The following is an 18,334-nucleotide window of genomic DNA, read 5'->3' as shown; positions in this document are numbered from 1 at the left end:
CCGCGTGCCGCGTGCCGCGTGCCGCGTGCCGCGTGCCGCGTGCCGCGTGCCGCGTGCCGCGTGCCGCGTGCCGCGTGCCGCGTGCCGCGTGCCGCGGTCTCCGGGGGTTCCGTGGTTTCCGTGGTTTCCGCGGTTTCCGTTGTCTCCTCGGTTTCCCTGGTACCCCGGGGCCGAGGAGAACGGAATACCCCTCGCCCCCGCCTTGTTGTGGCCCCGCAGGGGGCGCTCGCGCCCCTTAGGGGATCTGTTCGAGCCTCCCCTAGGGAAACACCCTGAGAACCCCCGGGCGTACGGGAGCTTTGAGGGGGGCGCGGCGTGCGCGGGTGTGACCCGGGGCGTGCAGGAACGGTACGGCGGGGGTCAGTCGGGGTTGAGGTCGTGGGCGCGCAGCCAAGGGAGGGGGTCGATCGGCGATCCACCGCTGGGCCGCACCTCGAAGTGCAGGTGTGGGCCTGTGGAGTTGCCCGAGTTGCCCGAATAGGCGATCTGGTCACCGGCCTTGACCGATCCGGAACGGACCTTGGCACTGCTCAGGTGGCAGTACCACGTCTCGGTGCCGTCGGGCGCGGTCACTATCGCCATGTTGCCGTACGCGGTGTTCCACTGCGTACGGACCGTGCCGTCGGTGGCGGCCAGGACCGGGGTGCCGTAGCTGACCGGGAAGTCGATACCGGTGTGCACGGACATCCAGTTCACGCCGGCCTGGCCGAAGAGCGCGCTCAGCCCGTGCTCGGTGACCGGCAGCGCGAACTTGGGCCGCATGGCCTCCTTACGGGCCGCCTCCTCCGCCTTGCGCTTGCGCTCCAGCGCCTGGCGCTCCTTGAGGTCGATCCGCTCCTGGGTGCGGCTGGCACGGTCACGGAAGTCGCTGGCGCTGGCGCTGAGTCCGGCGAGCTGGGTATCGAGCTTCTTGTTGGCCGCGGAGCTCTTGACGCCCCCCGGGTCGACCGGGCCGGCCTGGTTGGTCGTCGTGTCGTCCTTGTCCTCCCCGCCGAGACCGGCGACGGACGCGGCGGCCACCCCGCACACCCCTATGGCGGCGACCGAGGGAACGGCGACGGTCAGCAGCGCCGACCGTTTCGCCGGGCGCCGTCGTCCGCGGCCGCGGACGGGCTTGCCGGGATCCGGCCCGGCGACCCGGCGGGCGGCGGGGGCGGCACCCACCGTGGTGACCGGCATGGCCTGCGTCATGGCATCGGCGATGGCGGCGGCATCGACGTCGGCATCGGCGTCGCCGGTGTCCGCGCTGCCACCGGTGTGGCTCATGCCGCTGGTGCCGCTGGTGTCGCCGGCGTCGGCGTCGCGTCGGCCGAACTCCTCCCACGGGGTGCGGACCCATGGCTCGCTGTCGTCCGGCGGGGGGCCGGCCTGCGCCGGGATTCCGGCGGTCAGCTCGGGGTCCGTGGCCGGCCAGATCGCCGTGGCCTCGTAGCTCGCGGTCTCGAACGCCGCTGTCTCGAAGCCCGCGGTGTCCTCGACGGCGGTGGCCTGCGGGCCGATGGTGTCGTAGCCGCCCGTCGTCCCGTACGTGCCCGTCGGCTCATACGTATCGGTCGGCTCGTGCGCCCCGGCTCCGGCCGTCTCGTAGGCACCCGTCGCCTCATAGGTGACCGTGGCATAACTGCCGGTGTCGTAGGCACCGGTGGGGTAGCTGCCGGTGTCATAGCCGCCATGCCCGTAGGCGGTGGCGCCGTACGTGACCGCTTCCGGCGCGGGGCTCTCGTACGCGGTGTGCGCGTACGGGGCGTAGCCCGCGGACGCGGTATCCGACTGCAGGTCCGTAAAGGAGTGGGAGCCGGTGTCGTGGGTGCCGGCGGCCCACTGCGTCGTGTCGTAGGAGCCGGTGTCGTAGGCGGCCCCGGTGACGTCGTACGTCCCTGTGCTGTAGGTGTCCGTGCCGTAGGCGTCGGTGCCGTGGGTACCGGCGTCGTAGCCGGTGGTGTGGAACGTGCCCGTGTCGTACGTGCCGGTGTCGTACACCCCCGTGTCGTACGGGCCGGGGAACGATCCGAACAGGGGGGCGCCGTCGCCGTATTCGGCACCGGCGGCCGGGGAATACTGCTGCCCGTAGGAGTCGTAGGCGGGGTAGTGCGCATACGAGGCGTCGGAAGCGGAGTCGGTCGGAAGAGGGCCTTCCGAAGGGCGACGGTCGTTCACCAACTTCTCTTTCGCCTCGGCAGCAGGAGAATTAGCGGCGACTGTACCCGGCGGTACGCGACGGCGACAATCTTCCACGGGTTCCGGGCTCGCCGAGGGCGGGCATTTGGCCGCCTTTCGGCACTCTCATGCGAGTTCTTGGCGCCCCGTTCGACGTTTGTTCGATATGCGTCGCCTCGCGGGTCGGTGTTCAGGCCACCACCGACGCGGAGTCGGCGGCTCCCGCCGCTGCCGGTATGCCACCTGAGGTGAGTGCCTCGCGTATACCGGCTGCGACAGTGGCGTTGACCGGCAGGGCGAGATGTCCGACGCCGACTACCTGCGTGTTGTACGCGAGCAAATCCGGGTGATCGATTCTGGCTGTGCCAGGTGGCACCATCACCTGATCCTCCTCGCTCCAGAAAGCGACAAATTGTGTTCGGCAATTCGGGGCCGGAAGCGCCAACTCTGCTATCACTTCGGAATCCGGGCGCATCTGCCGGACGACAGGGTGCGCCGACATCAGCGGGGCGACACGGGTGCCGGAGTGCGGGGTGCCGAGCGTGACGACCGTACGGACACGGGTGTCGCCGCCGAGCCGCTGGACGTAGTAGCGCGCGATGAGCCCGCCGAGGCTGTGGCCCACGATGTCCACCCGGCGGTGGCCGGTCCGCGCGCACACCTCCTCCACATGACGGCTCAGCAACTCGGCCGCCTTGCGGAGATCACAGGTCAGCGGGGAGTAGTTGAGCGCCTCCAGGTGGCGCCAGCCATGGCGGTGCAGGGAGCGGCGCAGCGGTACGAAGACGGAGCGGTTGTCGATGAAGCCGTGGAGCAGCAGGACCGGCGGGTGCGACCGGCCCTCGGTCGGGAGCAGAGCGGGCGGAGCGGGCAGAGTGGGCTGGCCGGCCGAGGCGGGGCCCGGTGCGGGCGCCGGACGCCCTTCCGGGCCCTGTGTCGTGGGGGGCGGTATGGGCCTAGGTACGGGCCGCTCCTGGGTGATGCCGGTGGGGTAGAGGAGGAGATGTCCGGCGAGGACCATCAGATCCACGACGGTGCTGCGCAGCAGCAGCGACGACGCACGCCCGGGAAGCAGGCGTACGCACCGGAGGGGCGCCGAGACGGCGCGTGCGATCAGCAAGGGTGCGGAGAGAAAGGGCAGGGCTCGCATAGCCGACCTCCCGAACGGCACGCGGGAGACGGCTCTGACCCCCGTATGCCCTCGTGGGAAGCCACCCCATGCGAGGGCGAGAGTGCGGCGCACTCGCCCTGATGCGCGCCTCAAGGCGCGGTGGCCCGGCTGCGGCTCCCCGGGCGCGCGGCCCGCGCGTACGGAGTCACCCGTCCCTGAGGTGACGACACGCGGAACGCGGCGCGTAGCGGACGTGTCCCGTGTGTGATTTCCCCCTCGCCGGATGTCACGAAACGGCTGGGTACGGGATGCTGGAGATAACGTTCGTTCACGCTCGTGGCCGCCGGACCGCGGCCGCGCGATCGATTGTCGGCTCGGCACCATCGTGTCGTGCGTGGCTTGGAGGCTGTGATGAGTGTGGCTCGGCAGGACGGGGCGCAAGCGGGAAGCCAGGGCACGGCGGGCCGTTCGGGGCCGATCCGCGTGGTGGTGGCCAAGCCGGGCCTGGACGGGCACGACCGGGGCGCCAAGGTCATCGCGCGGGCGCTGCGCGACGCGGGGATGGAGGTGATCTACACCGGGCTGCACCAGACCCCGGAGCAGATCGTCGACACCGCGATCCAGGAGGACGCCGACGCGATCGGGCTGTCCATCCTCTCCGGCGCGCACAACACCCTTTTCGCGAAGGTCCTCGCCCTGCTGGTGGAGCGCGATGCGGCGGACATCAAGGTCTTCGGCGGTGGCATCATCCCCGAAGAGGACATCCCGCCGCTCAAGGAGCAGGGCGTCGCGGAGATCTTCACGCCGGGCGCGACGACCGCGTCGATCGTGGAGTGGATCAACGCGAACGTACGCCCGGCGGCGGTCTGAGGCTCCACGGAGGGATCCACGGAGGGAACCAGGGAACATCCGACGGCCCAACCGGCGGAGGGCGGACGGGACGCTGCGGATCACGGCACCCCGGATCACAGCACCCCGGATCACGGGACCACAGAGCACGGCACCGTGGATCACGGCGCGGCCGGTCATGGCGTTGTCCGGTCGTTGTCGCCGGGCGGCGGGGTCAGTTCGGCCTGCATGGTGGCGCGCAGCCGGAGCGTGCCGACCAGGCGCTGGAACGCTTCGGACCAGTAGCCGCCGGAGCCGGGCGAAGCGCCCTCCGGCTCGTCCGTGAGCGCGGTGAGCATGCCCAGGCGGTCCGCCGTGGACGGGTCCAGACAGCGCTCGGCCAGGCCCATCACCCCGCTGAAGCTCCAGGGATAGCTGCCCGCGTCCCGGGCGATGTCCAACGCGTCCACGACGGCGCGGCCGAGCGGCTCGGCCCAGGGGACCGCGCAGACGCCGAGCATCCGGAAGGCGTCCGACAGGCCGTGCGCCGCGATGAACTCCGCAACCCACCGGGCCCGCTCGTCATCCGGCAGCACGATCAGCAGCTTCGTCAGATCCCGTGCCGAGCCGGCCGGTGCGACCTCGGCGGACTGGTCCGGGGCGCCCGGCGTGCCCAGCAGCGCTCGCGCCCAGTCGGTGTCCCGCTGGCGTACCGCGGCGCGGCACCAGGCGTCGTGCAGCTCGGTGCGCCAGTCGTCGGCCACCGGGAGGGCGACGATCTCCGCCGGGCCGCGCCCCGCGAACCGGTCGCGCCACCCGTCCAGCGGTGTCGCCGCCACCAACTGGACCAGCCACCAGGACCGTTCGCCGCGCCCGGAGGGCGGCTTGGGCGCGACGCCGTCCCGCCGCATCCCGGCATCGCACTCGTGCGGCGCCTCGACGGCGATCACCGGCGCGTCGGCCGTGCGGTCCAGCGCGACGCAGGCGTGGGCGCGCCGTGCCATACGGGCCGCGAGCGCGGAGCCGGGCAGTGCGGAGAGCAGCTCGGCGGCTGTGGCCCGCACATTCCGGCTGCGGTCGGAGAGCGCCTGCTCCAGGAAGGGCTCGTCGGTCGCGGTGAGCTCCTCGCGCAGGGAGTCCAGGAACGTCAGCCGGTCCTCCGCCCGTTCCGTCGGCCAGGTCGTCCCGAGCAGTTCCAGGCCCGCCCGCGGGTCGCGGCGGCGCAGCGCCGTCAGCAGAGCGACCCGGTCCGCGAACAGGCCCTCCTCCCACCGGCGCCGTACGTCCTCGGGGCCGTCCGCCCCGGACAGCGCGGCGGGGCCACAGCCACCCCCGCGGAGTGCGAACTTCCAGTCGTCGTTGAGCCGGGCCAGCCACCGGGCGCGCGGTCCGGCCAGGGCGAGTGCCGCGGGCCGCAGGTCCGTACGGGCCCGGGCGGCGTCGAGCAGTGCGGGCAGCAGGGCGTCGGGGGCGCGGTAGCCGTGGTCGTGCGCGGCGGTCAGCCACTGCGGCAGCAGCTCGGTGAGATCGGGAGCGGTGCTGCGGCGGCCGCCGCTCGCGCTGCCGCCGCGGTCGGCGAGCAGCAGGGACAGCCTGCGTCGCGCGGCCGGCGGCAATGGGGGCCGTGGGTCGGCCGGGGCCGGGGCGGGGCGCTCACCGGCCGGGGCGGGGCGCAGCGCACCGCGCCGGCGCACCGTGGCCACCGCCGCCGCGTCCAGCAGCGCGGCGGCTGCGCCCTGCCCGGACCGCACCGCCACCGGCGGGAGCCGCCGTTCGGTGCCGAGCAGCGCCGCACTCACGAGCTCGGCCCACGGGGCCGCGGCGGCCGGAGGGGCGGAAGCCGGTGGGGCCGATGGCGGGGGAGCGGCGGCAGGGGCGGTGGGCGCGGTAGGGGTGGGAGAGGTGGGAGAGGTGGGAGAGGTGGAATCGGAGGGAGAGGCAGGAGCAGGAGTAGGAGGAGAGGCAGAAGCAGAAGCAGAAGCAGACGGGGCTGGACAGGTGGAGTCGGGGGCTTTGCCGGGGGTGCAGGGGCTGGTGGCTGTCGTCATGTGCTTGCTCCGGGCATGTGTGGTGGGCGGGGTACGCGGGTGTCGTGGCCGGTGCCGCGGTCATAGGGCCACCGGGGCCGGGTCCCAGGCGGTCAGCGGGAGGAAACCGCGGTGTCCGCACTCGCCGAAGACCGTGACCGGCTCGCCGCCCGATATCGCGGCCAGCTGCCACAGGCCCGTACGGCCCAGACAGCGCGGATCCAGCGGAATCGCCGATTCGCCGTCCGCGTCGGCCAGTTGCCATCCCTCGCCGCTGCGGGCCGGTATCGGGGTGACGTCGGCGAGCACCACCGGCCAGGAGTCCAGCCAGGGGTCGTCGCGCAGCGCGTCGCCGTACGCGGCCAGCGCGGCATCGACGCCGCAGCCCGGCGGTACCGGACCCGGGGCCGCCTGGGCGTGCCGTTCACCCAGGAGGGCGCGCAGCGGGCGGGCACCCGGGTAGTAGGCGAGGTCCGCATCGATCGCCAGACCGGGCGGCAGCGCCAGATCCAGGGGGCGATGCGCGCCGCCGAAGGAGAGATACAGCGCCATCCGGCCGGTCCGCTCGCCCCGCAGGAAGATCCTGCGGGTGGTCAACTTGCCGTCGTCGCTGTCCTGTTGGGACAGCACCAGCCAGCGGTCCCGTACCGTCGTCGTGCCGGAACCTGCCAGCAGGTCTGCCGCTTCCGTGGTCAGTCCTACGCGTGCGCGGACCGTCGCCGCGAGCGGGGCGGGCAGCCGCTCGATGCCGAGGAATCCCCGGCTGAGGAGGTGCAGCAGGGCACACTCCTCCAGCAGCCGTGCCGGCCAGTCCGGGCCGGATACCGCCACCACCGAATCCAACTCCCGTACCCGCGAAGCGAGTCCGGGCGCCTGGGCGTCGACCATACGGGCCGCCGTCTCGCCCCACGAGGCGGTGCGGCCGGCCGAGGCCAGGCCGGACCGCAGCAGATCCGCCAGCCGCTGTTCCAGCTCCGTGGCGCCCGCGCCGATCCGCCGCATCCGGCGCTCCGCCCGGCGTTCGGCGGCCTCCGGGTCGGACGGCGCCCGCGACGCGGTACCGCCGCCGGGTGCCCCGTCCGCTGTCCGCCCGGCGGCGCGCTCCCGGCGGCCGGCCAGCCATTCTGCTGCCCACGGCGGCGGTTCCCCGGCCGCCACTGTCCCCTCCGCGCCGGCCCAGAGCAGCAGCAGTCCCAGTGCGTGCTTGCACGGGAACTTGCGGCTCGGGCAACTGCACGTGAAGGCAGGGCCCTTGGTGTCCACGACCGTCTGGTACGGCTTCTTTCCGCTGCCCTTGCACAGCCCCCATACCGCACTTCGCCCCGCGCCCGTGTCCGGCCACGGGCCGGGTGTCGCGAGCTTGCCACCTGCCTTTCGTGATGCTTCGTCAGGCGCCAGTGCGAGCACCTGATCCGTCGTCCAGCGTTCCCCCTGCGAATTCATGTCTCCGACGCTACGACGCGGCACTGACAATCGCCCTCGGTCGACCGCTCTTCACGATGAAATCGCAGGTCAGAGGTGCTTTCGGGGGCGTTGTCAGTGGTGTGGTGCAGGCTGGATTCCGCAAGCGGCCGACGGGATTTCGCGGAGGCGGCCGCAGTCCTTGCGATAGGGGGAGCCATGCCCGAGAACACCTTCACGACGACGGATCACGCGGCGCCAGATCACGCGACCACTGATCACGCGGCGACAGATCAGGCAACGGCTGATCGCGCGACGACGGATCAGGTGGCGGTTGATCGTGCGACGAGGGGCCATGTGACGGTGGACCGCATGACGGGGGATCAGCCGCCGGAGGCCGCCGGGGACGGCGTGGCCCTGCGCCCGCACGCCGAGGAGAGTTTCGCGGCGGAGCTGGCGGCCCTTGCGGCCGTCGACGACCGGCTGCGGCCTGCGCGCTGGCGGCTCTCGCCGTGGGCCGTCGCGACGTACCTGCTCGGCGGCACGCTTGCCGACGGCACGGTCATCACACCCAAATACGTCGGCCCGCGCCGCATCGTCGAGGTCGCCGTGACGACCCTGGCGACGGACCGCGCACTGCTCCTGCTCGGCGTGCCCGGAACCGCCAAGACCTGGGTGTCCGAGCATCTGGCGGCGGCTGTCAGCGGCGACTCCACCCTGCTGGTGCAGGGCACCGCCGGCACCCCGGAGGAGGCGATCCGCTACGGCTGGAACTATGCCCAGCTGCTGGCACACGGCCCCAGCCGGGACGCGCTGGTGCCCAGCCCGGTGATGCGCGCCATGGCGCAGGGCATGACGGCCCGGGTCGAGGAACTGACCCGCATTCCCGCGGACGTACAGGACACGCTGATCACGATCCTGTCGGAAAAGACCCTGCCCATCCCCGAGTTGGGGCAGGAGGTGCAGGCCGTCCGGGGCTTCAACCTGATCGCCACGGCCAATGACCGCGACCGCGGCGTCAACGAACTCTCCAGCGCGCTGCGGCGCCGCTTCAACACCGTCGTCCTGCCGCTGCCCGCGACCCCGGACGCGGAGGTGGACATCGTCTCGCGCCGGGTCGAGCAGATCGGTCGTTCGCTGGATCTGCCCGCGGCGGACGGCATGGACGAGATCCACCGGGTCGTCACGGTCTTCCGCGAGCTGCGGGACGGCATCACGGCCGACGGCCGTACGAAGCTCAAGTCGCCGTCCGGCACGCTGTCCACGGCCGAGGCCATCTCGGTGGTGACCAACGGGCTGGCGCTGGCCGCCCACTTCGGGGACGGTGTACTGCGCGCCGGCGATGTGGCCGCGGGCATCCTGGGGGCCGTCGTCCGCGATCCGGCCGCCGACCGGGTCGTATGGCAGGAGTACCTCGAGACGGTGGTGCGTGAGCGCGACGGCTGGAAGGACTTCTACCGCGCCTGCCGTGAGGTGGGGGCATGACGGGGAACAGCGAGCGCGCCGGGGGTGTCGGCGGGCCGGTGCTGCTCGGGGTGCGGCACCACGGACCCGGCTCGGCGCGGGCGGTGCGCGCCGCTCTGGATCAGTGTCGGCTCGCCGCGGTCCTGATCGAGGGCCCACCGGAGGCGGACGCGCTGGTGCCGCTGGCCGCAGGGGAGGACATGCGGCCACCGGTCGCACTCCTCGCCCATGTGCAGGACGACCCCGCCCGCGCGGCGTTCTGGCCACTGGCCGAGTTCTCCCCGGAGTGGGTGGCGATGCGCTGGGCGCTGGAGCGCGATGTCCCCGTCCGCTTCATCGACCTGCCCGCGGCGCACTCCCTGGCGAGGGAGGAGCCGGCCACGACGGAGGACGAGCAGGAGGCCGGTGCTGGTGCTGAGGAAGCCGGTGGCGAGGAGACCGGTGGCGAGGAGACCGGCCGAGAGACAGGCGGCAGCCGGGTAAGCGGCGGCCAGGAGGCCGGTGGGGAGAAAGGCGGCGGCCGGGAAGGCGGCGAAGAGGGGCTCGGCGAGGGGCTCGGTGAGGGGCGCGGTGAGGTGGATGTACGGGTCGATCCGATCCGGGTGCTGGCCGAAACCGCCGGATACGACGACCCCGAGCGCTGGTGGGAAGACGTGGTCGAGCACCGCCGGGACGGGGGAGCGGCGGATGCGGACGCGCTGGCCCCGTTCGTGGCGCTGGCCGAGGCGATGGGGGCCTTGCGCGAGGCGTACGGGGATGGCGGCGGGCATGACCGTGACCCGGCGCGAGAGGCCCATATGCGGCTGCGGATCCGCGCCGCGCGGAAGGAGTTCGGCGACGACCTCGCCGTGGTCTGCGGGGCCTGGCACGTCCCGGCGCTGACGCGGCGCACCACCATGGCCGCCGACCGGCAGCTCCTCAAGGGCCTGCCGAAGGCGAAGACGGCGGTGACCTGGGTGCCCTGGACGCACCGGCGGCTCTCCCGGCGCAGCGGCTACGGCGCCGGCATCGCCTCACCCGGCTGGTACGGCCACCTTTTCAGCGCCCCCGACCGCCCCGTGGTGCGCTGGCTGACCAAGGTCGCCGCACTGCTCCGTGAGGAGGACTACGCCGTCTCGTCGGCGCATGTCATCGAGGCGGTGCGGCTCGCCGAGGGGCTGGCCACGGTCCGCGGCCGTCCACTGGCCGGACTGACCGAACTGGACGACGCCGTCCGGGCCGTCATGGGCAACGGCTCCGATGCGCCGTCCGCGCTGATCCACGACCGGCTGGTGGTCGGCGACGTACTGGGCGAGGTTCCCGAGGGCGCCCCCGCTGTGCCGCTGCAACGGGACATCACCCGCAGCCAGCGGGCGCTGCGGCTCAAACCCGAGGGCCCGGAACGGGAGCTGGAGCTGGACCTGCGCAAGGAGACCGACGCCGGACGCAGCCGCCTGCTGCACCGGCTGAGGCTGCTCGGCATCTCCTGGGGCGAGCCCAGCCGCTCCCGAGGCGGCACGGGGACGTTCCGGGAGACCTGGCGGCTGCGCTGGGAGCCGGAGCTGTCGGTGCGGGTCGCGGAGGCCGGTATCTGGGGCACGACCGTGCTCGGGGCCGCCACCGCCAAGGCCGCCTCCGAGGCGTCCGGGGCGGCCACCCTCGCCGAGGTGACCGCGCTCGCCGAGCGCTGTCTGCTCGCCGAACTCCCCGATGCCCTGCCGGTGGTGATGCGCGCGCTGTCCGACCGTGCGGCGCTCGACGCGGACGTGGGGCACCTCGCGCAGGCACTGCCCGCCCTTGTGCGCACCGTGCGCTACGGAGATGTGCGCGGTACGGACGCCGGGGCGCTCCGCGAAGTGGCAACGGGCCTGGCCGAGCGGGTCTTCGTCGGACTGCTGCCGGCCTGCCTCGGCCTGGATGCGGATGGTGCCGCGGAGATGCGAGACCATCTCGACGCCACCCACCAGGTCGTCGGCCTGCTCGCCCATCCGGAGCCCGGGGCGGAGGCCGCGCCGGCCGGGCTGCGGGCGCGGTGGGCCGGGGTGCTGCGTGCGGTGAGCGGGCGGGATGCCGTGCCGGGGCTGATCCGTGGCCGGGCGGCCCGGCTGCTGCGGGACGACGGCGAGTCGGGCAGCGACGGGCCGGGCAGGGACGGGCCGGGCAACGGCGAGTTGGGCAACGGTGATGTGGGCGAGGGCGAGTTGGGCGACGGGGGCGCGGAACGGCGGATGGCCCTGGCTCTCTCGCCGGGTACTCCGCCCACCGATGCCGCCGGGTGGGTCGAGGGGTTCCTGGGCAGCGGGGACGGAGGGGACGGAGGCATGCTGCTGGTCCACGACGAACGGCTGCTCGCGCTGGTCGACGGCTGGCTGACGAGTGTGCCGGACGATGCTTTCACGGACGTCCTCCCGCTGCTGCGCAGAACGTTCGCGGAGTACGAGGCCGGGGTGCGGCGCACGCTCGGCGAACTGATCCGCCGCGGCCCCGCGACCAGCGCGACCAGCGCGTCCGGCCCGGCCGGCGATGCCTCGGCCCCGGCCGCGCCCGGCTTCGGCCCCGGCCTGGACCGCGACCGTGCCGCGGCTGTTCTTCCCACCCTGCGCCTGCTGCTGGGGATCGAGCAGCACGGCTTCGACGACGAGCCCCACCGGCAGTCCGACGGCCCGCAGCCCGGCAATCAGAAGTCCGACAACCCGCAGTCCGGCAGCCCGCAGCCCGGCAATCAGAAGTCCGGCAGCCCGCAGCCCGGCAGTCAGAAGTCCGGCAGTCAGAAGTCCGATATCCAGCAGTCCAACAGCTTTATGGGGGTGGCACGTTGAGCGCCATGTCAGCAGGATCGGGCTCCGGTACGGACACCAGGGCAAGTGCTGCTGCCGATGCCACGGCCGAGCGTCTCCGTCGCTGGCGGCTGGTCCTTGGTGGCGGTGGCGCGGACGGTACGGGTGGTGAGCTGCGAGGGCGTGACGCCGCCATGGACGGGGCGCTGGCCTCGCTCTACGGCCGCCTGCCGGGCGGGCCGGGCAGGAACGCCGACAGCGGGCGGCGCACGGCGGGGCTGGGTGCCTCGGCACCCGGAGTGGCGCGCTGGCTCGGCGACATCCGGACGTACTTCCCGTCCTCGGTGGTGCAGGTGATGCAGCGTGACGCCATCGACCGGCTGGGACTGTCCGCGCTGCTGCTGGAGCCGGAGATGCTGGAGGCCGTCGAGGCGGATGTGCACCTGGTGGGCACTCTGCTCTCGCTCAACAAGGTCATGCCGGAGACGACCAAGGAGACCGCACGGGCCGTCGTCCGCAAGGTCGTTGAGCAGCTGGAGAAGAAGCTGGCGACCCGTACCCGCGCCACGCTCACCGGCGCCCTGGACCGCTCCGCGCGCATCAGCCGCCCTCGCCACCGCGACATCGACTGGGACCGTACGATCCGGGCGAACCTCAAGAACTACCTCCCGGAGTACCGCACGGTCGTCCCCGAGCGGCTGATCGGCTACGGCCGGGCCGCACAGTCGGTGAAGAAGGAAGTGGTGCTCTGCATCGACCAGTCCGGTTCGATGGCCGCCTCGGTCGTCTACGCCTCGGTGTTCGGTGCCGTACTGGCCTCCCTGCGGGCCATCGACACCCGGCTGGTCGTCTTCGACACCGCGGTCGTCGATCTGACGGACCAGCTGGACGACCCGGTCGATGTCCTCTTCGGCACTCAGCTCGGCGGCGGTACGGACATCAACCGCGCGCTCGCCTATTGCCAGTCCCGTATCACCCGCCCCGCCGAGACGGTCGTCGTCCTCATCAGCGATCTCTACGAGGGCGGTATCCGGGACGAGATGCTCAAGCGGGTCGCCGCGATGAAGGCGTCCGGCGTCCAGTTCGTCACGCTGCTCGCCCTCTCCGACGAGGGCGCCCCGGCGTACGACCGGGACCACGCCGCGGCCCTCGCGGCCCTGGGCGCACCGGCGTTCGCCTGTACACCAGATCTGTTCCCGGAGGTGATGGCCGCCGCACTGGAGAAACGGCCACTGCCCATACCGGACATGGCGGAGCAACGGTGACCGATGCCCCGGCGGGACTTGCGTGGCACCTGGCTCCTCGTGCAAGGATCTGGGCCATCGCTCGATCGCCCGCGACGGGTGTGACATCGAGGCTGTATGCCCGGATGTCCCCGTCCGTATGGGAAGGTCCCCTCCGTGTCCGCTGTGTTCGCTCTGCCTGCCGCTGTGCGCCTGCCGCGCACGGTGGCCGCGCGGCGCGCACTGCTGGCCGGGCTCTTCCTGGTGGGCTTCGTCGCCCTCGGCTTCGCCTTCGGTCCCGGCGCGCACGCCGACGATCACCGTACGGACGGTATGGGCAGCACGCAGGCCCTGACCGGGGCCGCGTCCCCGGCCGGGGACGCGGCTGAGGGCGCGGCCGGCGACGCGCATGCGGCCGTGAGGGATGAACCGGCGGATACGGATCAGGCGGCGACCCGGGCGAAGTCCAGCGCGGGCGCGCAGTCCGGGTTCACAGAGGGCGCGCAGTCCGGGTCTGCCGAGGGTGCGCAGTCCGGCTCCGCCGCGTTGTCCGAGGCTGCGCGACCGGAGGCCGTGCGGCCTGCCGCCGAGCAGGCCGAGCCGGTCTCCGGTGGGCTCGCCCGGCCGGTGAGCCGGGTCGTACGGAAGATCGGCGAGGTCGGCGAGGTCTCCGGGATCGGTGACATGGCCGGCGCCGTGCTGTCCGTGGAGCTTCCGGCCGTAAAGCTTCCGTCCGTCGGCCTTCTGTCCGGAGAGGACACGCGACGGTACGGCGACGGCGGGCAGCACCAGCCCGGCCGTACGCCGGGTGACGCGCAGTCGGCCGGTCCGCGGACCGCTGCGACGGCATCCGCCGTCGGTGGCGCCGCCGCCGTTCAGCCCGAGCAGTGCGCCGACGGCTCGCGCCAGGCGATCTCCGAGCACACCGAGCCCGCCGCCACCGGCCACGAGCAGCCGCGCCCGGGCCACGACGGCCTTCCGGGGCAGCTTCCGCAGGGCCCGGCGGCACCCGCTTCGCACACCGCCGGTGACGGCCATGGCCCCCGTGACGGGGACCAGCACGCCGCCGCCCCGGCACACCTCACGCCGTTCCGGCTGCTGCCCGGTGGCGTCCGCACGGCCGATGGCGCTCCGACGCGTCGGCGTGCCGAAGAAATCCTCGAATTCCCCGGCTAGGGCAGACCGTTCCGCGTCTGTACCGGACCTGCCACGCGGGGGTGGAACAGGTCTGCCCGAAACCTCCTGAATCCTGATCCTGAATTCGAAGGACTTCCTTTCTATGCGTGCGAACATCCGCCGTTCCATCGTCGTTGCCGCTGCCGCCACCGGCCTGTGGGCCCTGGGCTCCGTCGCCGCCAACGCCGCCGACCTGCCCGTCACCCCGGACCTGCCGGCGACCGGCACGCTGACCGGCGCCACCGAGCAGCTGCCGGCCGGTGAGCTGGCCGGCACCAGCACCAGCACCGGCACCGGCACCGACGCCTTCACCGGCACCGCGACCGGCACCGCCACCGACACCGTGCAGCAGACCGTGGGCGGCGTGACCGACCAGGCCGAGCTGCCGCAGGCCGGTGAGGCCACCGGTGCCGCGGACGGCGTGCAGAACGTGCAGAAGCTGGCCGGTGGCGCGGGTCTGCTCGACACTGGCGCGGTGCGCGACGCCGTCGAGCTGAAGCAGGCCACCAAGGCCGTACGGAACCCTGCCAAGGCCGTCAAGGGCGTCAAGGCCGTCAAGGCGATCAAGGCTGACAAGGTCACCACCGACCTCGGGAAGCTCGGGAAGACCGGCGAGCTGGGCAAGATCGGCGAGCTGGGCCACCTCACGGACGGCACGCTGCCCTCCGTGCCGTCGCTGCCCGCCACCCCGGGTGTGCCCGCCGCCGACCTGCCCGCCGGCCTGCCGCAGCTGCCCAAGGCGCCCGCGCTGCCCAAGGCCCCCGGTTCCGCCGACAACCTGGTGGCCGGTCTCGCCGGTGCGGGTGTCCGTCCCGAGCAGCTGACGAAGCAGGCCCAGGCGGCCCTCGCCACCGCCCGCCCGCTCGTCGACAAGACCGCCACCGCCCGCCCGCTCGTCGACAAGACCGTCGCCGGCGCGCTGCCGTCGGCCGCTCGGCAGATCGTCGTCAAGGTCCTGCCGGCCGGCCAGACCGGTGCCGTCGCCGTCCCGGTCGTGCCCGCCGACCTGGCGGGCCTGGCCGAGCCGGCCAACGCCGCCGACATCCCGGCCCTGGCCGATCTGACCAACGCCGCCAACATCCCGGCCCTGCCGATGCTCCCGGCCCAGCCTGCCCTCCCGGCCCTCCCCGTCCAGGGCGTCTGAGGCCCTCGGGGCTGACACCACCGGTACGTCGGCCGCGGCGGCGGCCGACGCCGGAACACCCATGAACACCCATGAACAGCCGGGCGGACCTCTGTGGGGGAGGGCCGCCCGGCCTTGGTGCTGCCCGGCCTTGGTGTGTCTCTCGGCCAAGTGGCCTGTCGGTGTTATGAGTTGGGGACTCGCAGGCGTTCCCAGCTGACCTGCCCCGGCACCCCGTCCGCATCCTTGCCGCGGAAGCCGAGCTTGCGCTGCCAGGACGCGTACGACGTGCGGTCCGCCTCGGTCCACTCCGGACCGGGGCCCTCCTCGTAGTGGCCGCAGCCCTCGGCCACCAGCCGCTCGCCCATGGCTGTGATGACGGGGCTGTGCGTGCCCGCGTGGAAGAAGCCGCTGCCGGGGAACGGTTCATACGGCGGATGCTGCGGCTTCGGCGGCACCGGCCGGCCGTCCCCCTCCGGCTCCTCCGACGAGACGGGCCCCTCCGGTCCCTCCGGCGCGTCCGCCAGCCGCCGCTTGATCGCTTCCCGCATGCCGTCCATCGCGAAACCGCGCGGATCGACCTTCCCGGGCTGCCACTCCTTGTGGCCGATCACCGAGCGCTCGGTCCACTTGTGCGCCCGGCAGATCGCCGCCGAGACCTTCGCGATCGCCGTCTTCTGCGCCTCCGGCCACGGGTCCTCGCCGTCGCCGAGGTTGATGCACTCGAAGCCGTAGAAATGCCGGTTGCCGTCGGTGTCGGCGGCGTCGTCCGGCGGCAGCTCCGCGTCCTCGTTGATCACCGCTTCGAGGACGTCGCGGTCGCCCAGCCCGGCGTGGTTGGCGCGGCCGTTGCCGACCAGATGCACCTCGCCCTTCTTGTCGATCACGCCGTGGCAGAGCGGACCCGGCAGATCCGGGTGGCCGTCGTAGCACAGCCCCACCGAGTAGTCGGTCCCCTCGGTGACCGTGTGATGGATCATCACCCCGTGCATCGGGCCCCATTGGCCCTTGGTGTTGCGGTTGTGGTGACGCCAGTCGCGGACCTCGTGGACGGTCAGGCCCTCCTCACGCAGTGCCCGCAGCAGATCGTCTGCCGTCAGTGGTGTGGCCATCAGGCGTTACCCCCTTCGTTGTTGTTGTCGGCGGCGGCTTCGGCTTCAGCGGTCGTCTGTGACCTGCTGCGTATCGGCCACTGCGCGTCGTATCCGGAGTCCCCCGCTTGTGAGCTCGGCGGCCCGGCGGCCTGAGGGGTCCCGGCAGTCTGAGATGTCCGGGCAGTCTGAGAGGTCCTGGCCACCGCGCCGTCCGTCCCGCCGTCCGCCCCGCCGTCCGTCCCGGTGTCCGTCCCGGCGTCCGCCCCGCTGCCCGCCGCCTCCTCGGCCCGGGCCGCCTCCTCGGCCGCCAGCGCCGCGTCGTCCGCCGCCGGAATCCCGGACGACAACGGCCGGAACGCCAGCCGCAGATCGGTTTCCGCCTGTTCGCCCGCCACCCACGCCAGCGGCGCGAAGTGCACCGTGATGCCGGACGGTGGCTCCAGCAGCGGACGGCGTGCCGCGTCCGTGAGCCACTCCACCCCGCCGGTGGCCGTACGGGCCGGGATCAGCCAGAAGTCGCCGGTGCGGTAGCCGCCGCCGGGCGCGAAGTACACCTCGACGCCGTCCTCCAGCGGCAGCCACTCGCCCTCCCGCACCGGCAGCGCGCCGTGCCGGAGCCGGTCGCCGCCCCGCCCGGCCGCCGTCCGCTCACCGCGCTCGACGGTTCTCCGGCGGCCCTCGTGGTGGTCCCAGCGGCGCAGGAACGGATGCAGCTCGGGCTGGCGCCCCACACCCGGTGCCGGCTCGCCCGACAGCCGCACCCGCCGGCCCGGCAGATCCAGCTCCTCTACCCGCAGCAGCGGCGCGGCCTCGCCCCGGCTCGTATAGGCGGTGTCCACGAACTCCACCCGGTCGCCGATGTGCAGATCCAGCTTGTCGTCGCCGCCCAGGGTCGCCAACTCGACCCAGGTGCCGTCGAGTTCGTCGACCGGGAAGGTGACCGAACCGTTCTCCCGGGACCACTTGAAGGTGGCGTCCCCGGCACCGCCCGCGTCATGGACCTCGACCCGGTAGAGCTGGTTCTCCGGCCCCCGGTAGCGGGCGTCCGGGGCGACCAGACAGGGGTCGTCGGACGTGTGGTCCGGGCGCTCACTGCGCGCCGCGAGCCGGGAGCGGGGGGCCGCCGCCTTCTGTGCCCAGGCGGCGAAGGCCTTACGGATCTCGTCCGCCGACGCAGTGTGCCCCGGCAGCCCCAATTCGGCGGCGGGCAGTGGCAGTACCTGCCACACCACCTTCGTACGGGCCGCGGTGTCCGGCAGCGCCGAACCCAGCGCCACCTCGCGCAGCGCGGGGTCCTCGGCCGCGGTCACCAGCCGCTCCCACACCTTCAGATACGCCACGTACGGGAAGGCGGTGGGCAGCCGGTCGCCGGGCCGCTCCGGGTCCCGGAAGCCGTCCGGCTGGTCCCAGTACGTCCAGGTGGTGGGCGCCGCGTCCGCACCACCCGCGCCCGCGCCGTGGCCTCCGGCGTCCCCGTCGGCATCCCTCGCGCCGTCGGCATCCCCCGGCTCGTGTGCGGGCACCGCCTCCCCGGGCCGCGGGCGGGTCGCCTCGCACAGGATGCCGTCCACGTAGTAGCGGCCGCCCCCGATGACCAGGTCGTCCAGCTCACGGCTGCCGCCCCGCAGCGTGACCTTGAAGCCGGTGGCGCCGTGCGGACCGCCGTGCTGCCCGATCAGGTCGGCGGCGAGCGTACGGGCCTGGAACAGCTGGATCGCGGTCTGTTCGTTGGCGTCGGCGTCCAGTTGTACCCGGCCCTGCTGGGCGACGACCGCGGAGTAGCGCCGTTCCGGCCGATAGGTGTTGCGGGAGAGATCAGCGTGCATAAAAGGGGTCCCCCTCGTACGGGATGCTCAGAGGTCAGAAGTTCGACGAGGTCAGAAGTTCGACGGGGTCAGAGGTTCGACGGTCACTCAACGGCGAACGGCCGGCGGGTCTTTTAGGTCACACTCAGCCTTCAGGTCACCCACCGTG

At 73.0% G+C, this 18,334-nt stretch carries 12 protein-coding genes; 6 read left to right on the top strand and 6 right to left on the bottom strand.

The window, feature by feature from the left end; genetic code table 11:
* Nucleotides 1-360: 360 nt before the first annotated feature.
* Both ACFY12_RS04800 and ACFY12_RS04795 read right to left on the bottom strand, forming a co-directional pair.
* A complete protein-coding gene (locus tag ACFY12_RS04800) occupies nt 361-2,157 on the bottom strand; it encodes a peptidoglycan DD-metalloendopeptidase family protein (RefSeq protein WP_390714250.1) in 1,797 nt (598 codons plus the stop codon).
* Nucleotides 2,158-2,347: 190 nt separating this feature from the next.
* The gene (locus tag ACFY12_RS04795) at nt 2,348-3,307 is read right to left on the bottom strand and encodes an esterase/lipase family protein (RefSeq protein WP_390714249.1); all 960 of its coding nucleotides are present in this window, start codon (nt 3,305-3,307) and stop codon (nt 2,348-2,350) included.
* A gap of 372 nt (nt 3,308-3,679) precedes the next feature.
* Between ACFY12_RS04795 and ACFY12_RS04790 the strand changes: the two genes are divergently transcribed.
* Nucleotides 3,680-4,138, top strand: a complete 459-nt coding sequence (locus ACFY12_RS04790; protein WP_390714248.1) for a cobalamin B12-binding domain-containing protein — start codon at nt 3,680-3,682, stop codon at nt 4,136-4,138.
* Between the two features lie 155 nt (nt 4,139-4,293).
* Here the strand turns inward: ACFY12_RS04790 and ACFY12_RS04785 are convergent, their stop codons facing one another.
* Both ACFY12_RS04785 and ACFY12_RS04780 read right to left on the bottom strand, forming a co-directional pair.
* Complete coding sequence (locus tag ACFY12_RS04785; RefSeq protein ID WP_390714247.1) at nt 4,294-5,895, bottom strand: DUF5691 domain-containing protein; 1,602 nt, start codon at nt 5,893-5,895, stop codon at nt 4,294-4,296.
* A 309-nt stretch (nt 5,896-6,204) separates the two neighbouring features.
* Complete coding sequence (locus ACFY12_RS04780; protein WP_390714246.1) at nt 6,205-7,566, bottom strand: SWIM zinc finger family protein; 1,362 nt, start codon at nt 7,564-7,566, stop codon at nt 6,205-6,207.
* 330 nt (nt 7,567-7,896) lie between these two features.
* Between ACFY12_RS04780 and ACFY12_RS04775 the strand changes: the two genes are divergently transcribed.
* The 5 genes from ACFY12_RS04775 (at nt 7,897) to ACFY12_RS04755 (ending at nt 15,287) form a co-directional block, all read left to right on the top strand.
* Nucleotides 7,897-9,009, top strand: a complete 1,113-nt coding sequence (locus ACFY12_RS04775; RefSeq protein WP_390714245.1) for an AAA family ATPase — start codon at nt 7,897-7,899, stop codon at nt 9,007-9,009.
* Complete coding sequence (locus ACFY12_RS04770) at nt 9,006-11,786, top strand: DUF5682 family protein (RefSeq protein WP_390714244.1); 2,781 nt, start codon at nt 9,006-9,008, stop codon at nt 11,784-11,786. The genes ACFY12_RS04775 and ACFY12_RS04770 overlap by 4 nt, the downstream gene beginning before the upstream one ends.
* A 5-nt stretch (nt 11,787-11,791) precedes the next feature.
* Nucleotides 11,792-13,009 carry a VWA domain-containing protein gene (locus tag ACFY12_RS04765; protein WP_390714243.1) on the top strand — a complete coding sequence of 406 codons (1,218 nt, stop codon included), beginning with the start codon at nt 11,792-11,794 and terminating at the stop codon, nt 13,007-13,009.
* A 135-nt stretch (nt 13,010-13,144) separates the two neighbouring features.
* Nucleotides 13,145-14,143, top strand: coding sequence for a hypothetical protein (locus tag ACFY12_RS04760; RefSeq protein WP_390714242.1), 999 nt, complete (start codon nt 13,145-13,147; stop codon nt 14,141-14,143).
* Nucleotides 14,144-14,246: 103 nt separating this feature from the next.
* Complete coding sequence (locus ACFY12_RS04755) at nt 14,247-15,287, top strand: hypothetical protein (RefSeq protein ID WP_390714241.1); 1,041 nt, start codon at nt 14,247-14,249, stop codon at nt 15,285-15,287.
* Nucleotides 15,288-15,451: 164 nt separating this feature from the next.
* On the opposite strand, the gene ACFY12_RS04750 is transcribed toward ACFY12_RS04755, so the two are convergent.
* Together ACFY12_RS04750 and ACFY12_RS04745 are read right to left on the bottom strand one after the other, a co-directional pair.
* Nucleotides 15,452-16,378, bottom strand: coding sequence for a peptidoglycan-binding protein (locus tag ACFY12_RS04750; protein ID WP_390714240.1), 927 nt, complete (start codon nt 16,376-16,378; stop codon nt 15,452-15,454).
* Nucleotides 16,378-18,186: a DUF6519 domain-containing protein gene (locus ACFY12_RS04745; RefSeq protein WP_390714239.1), complete on the bottom strand. Its 1,809-nt coding sequence runs from the start codon at nt 18,184-18,186 to the stop codon at nt 16,378-16,380. Before ACFY12_RS04745 ends, ACFY12_RS04750 begins: the two co-directional genes overlap by 1 nt.
* Nucleotides 18,187-18,334: the final 148 nt, after the last annotated feature.

This window comes from Streptomyces sp. NPDC001339 (assembly GCF_042895955.1).
Lineage (GTDB): Bacteria > Actinomycetota > Actinomycetes > Streptomycetales > Streptomycetaceae > Streptomyces.
This window is presented reverse-complemented; position numbering and strand designations above follow the sequence as displayed.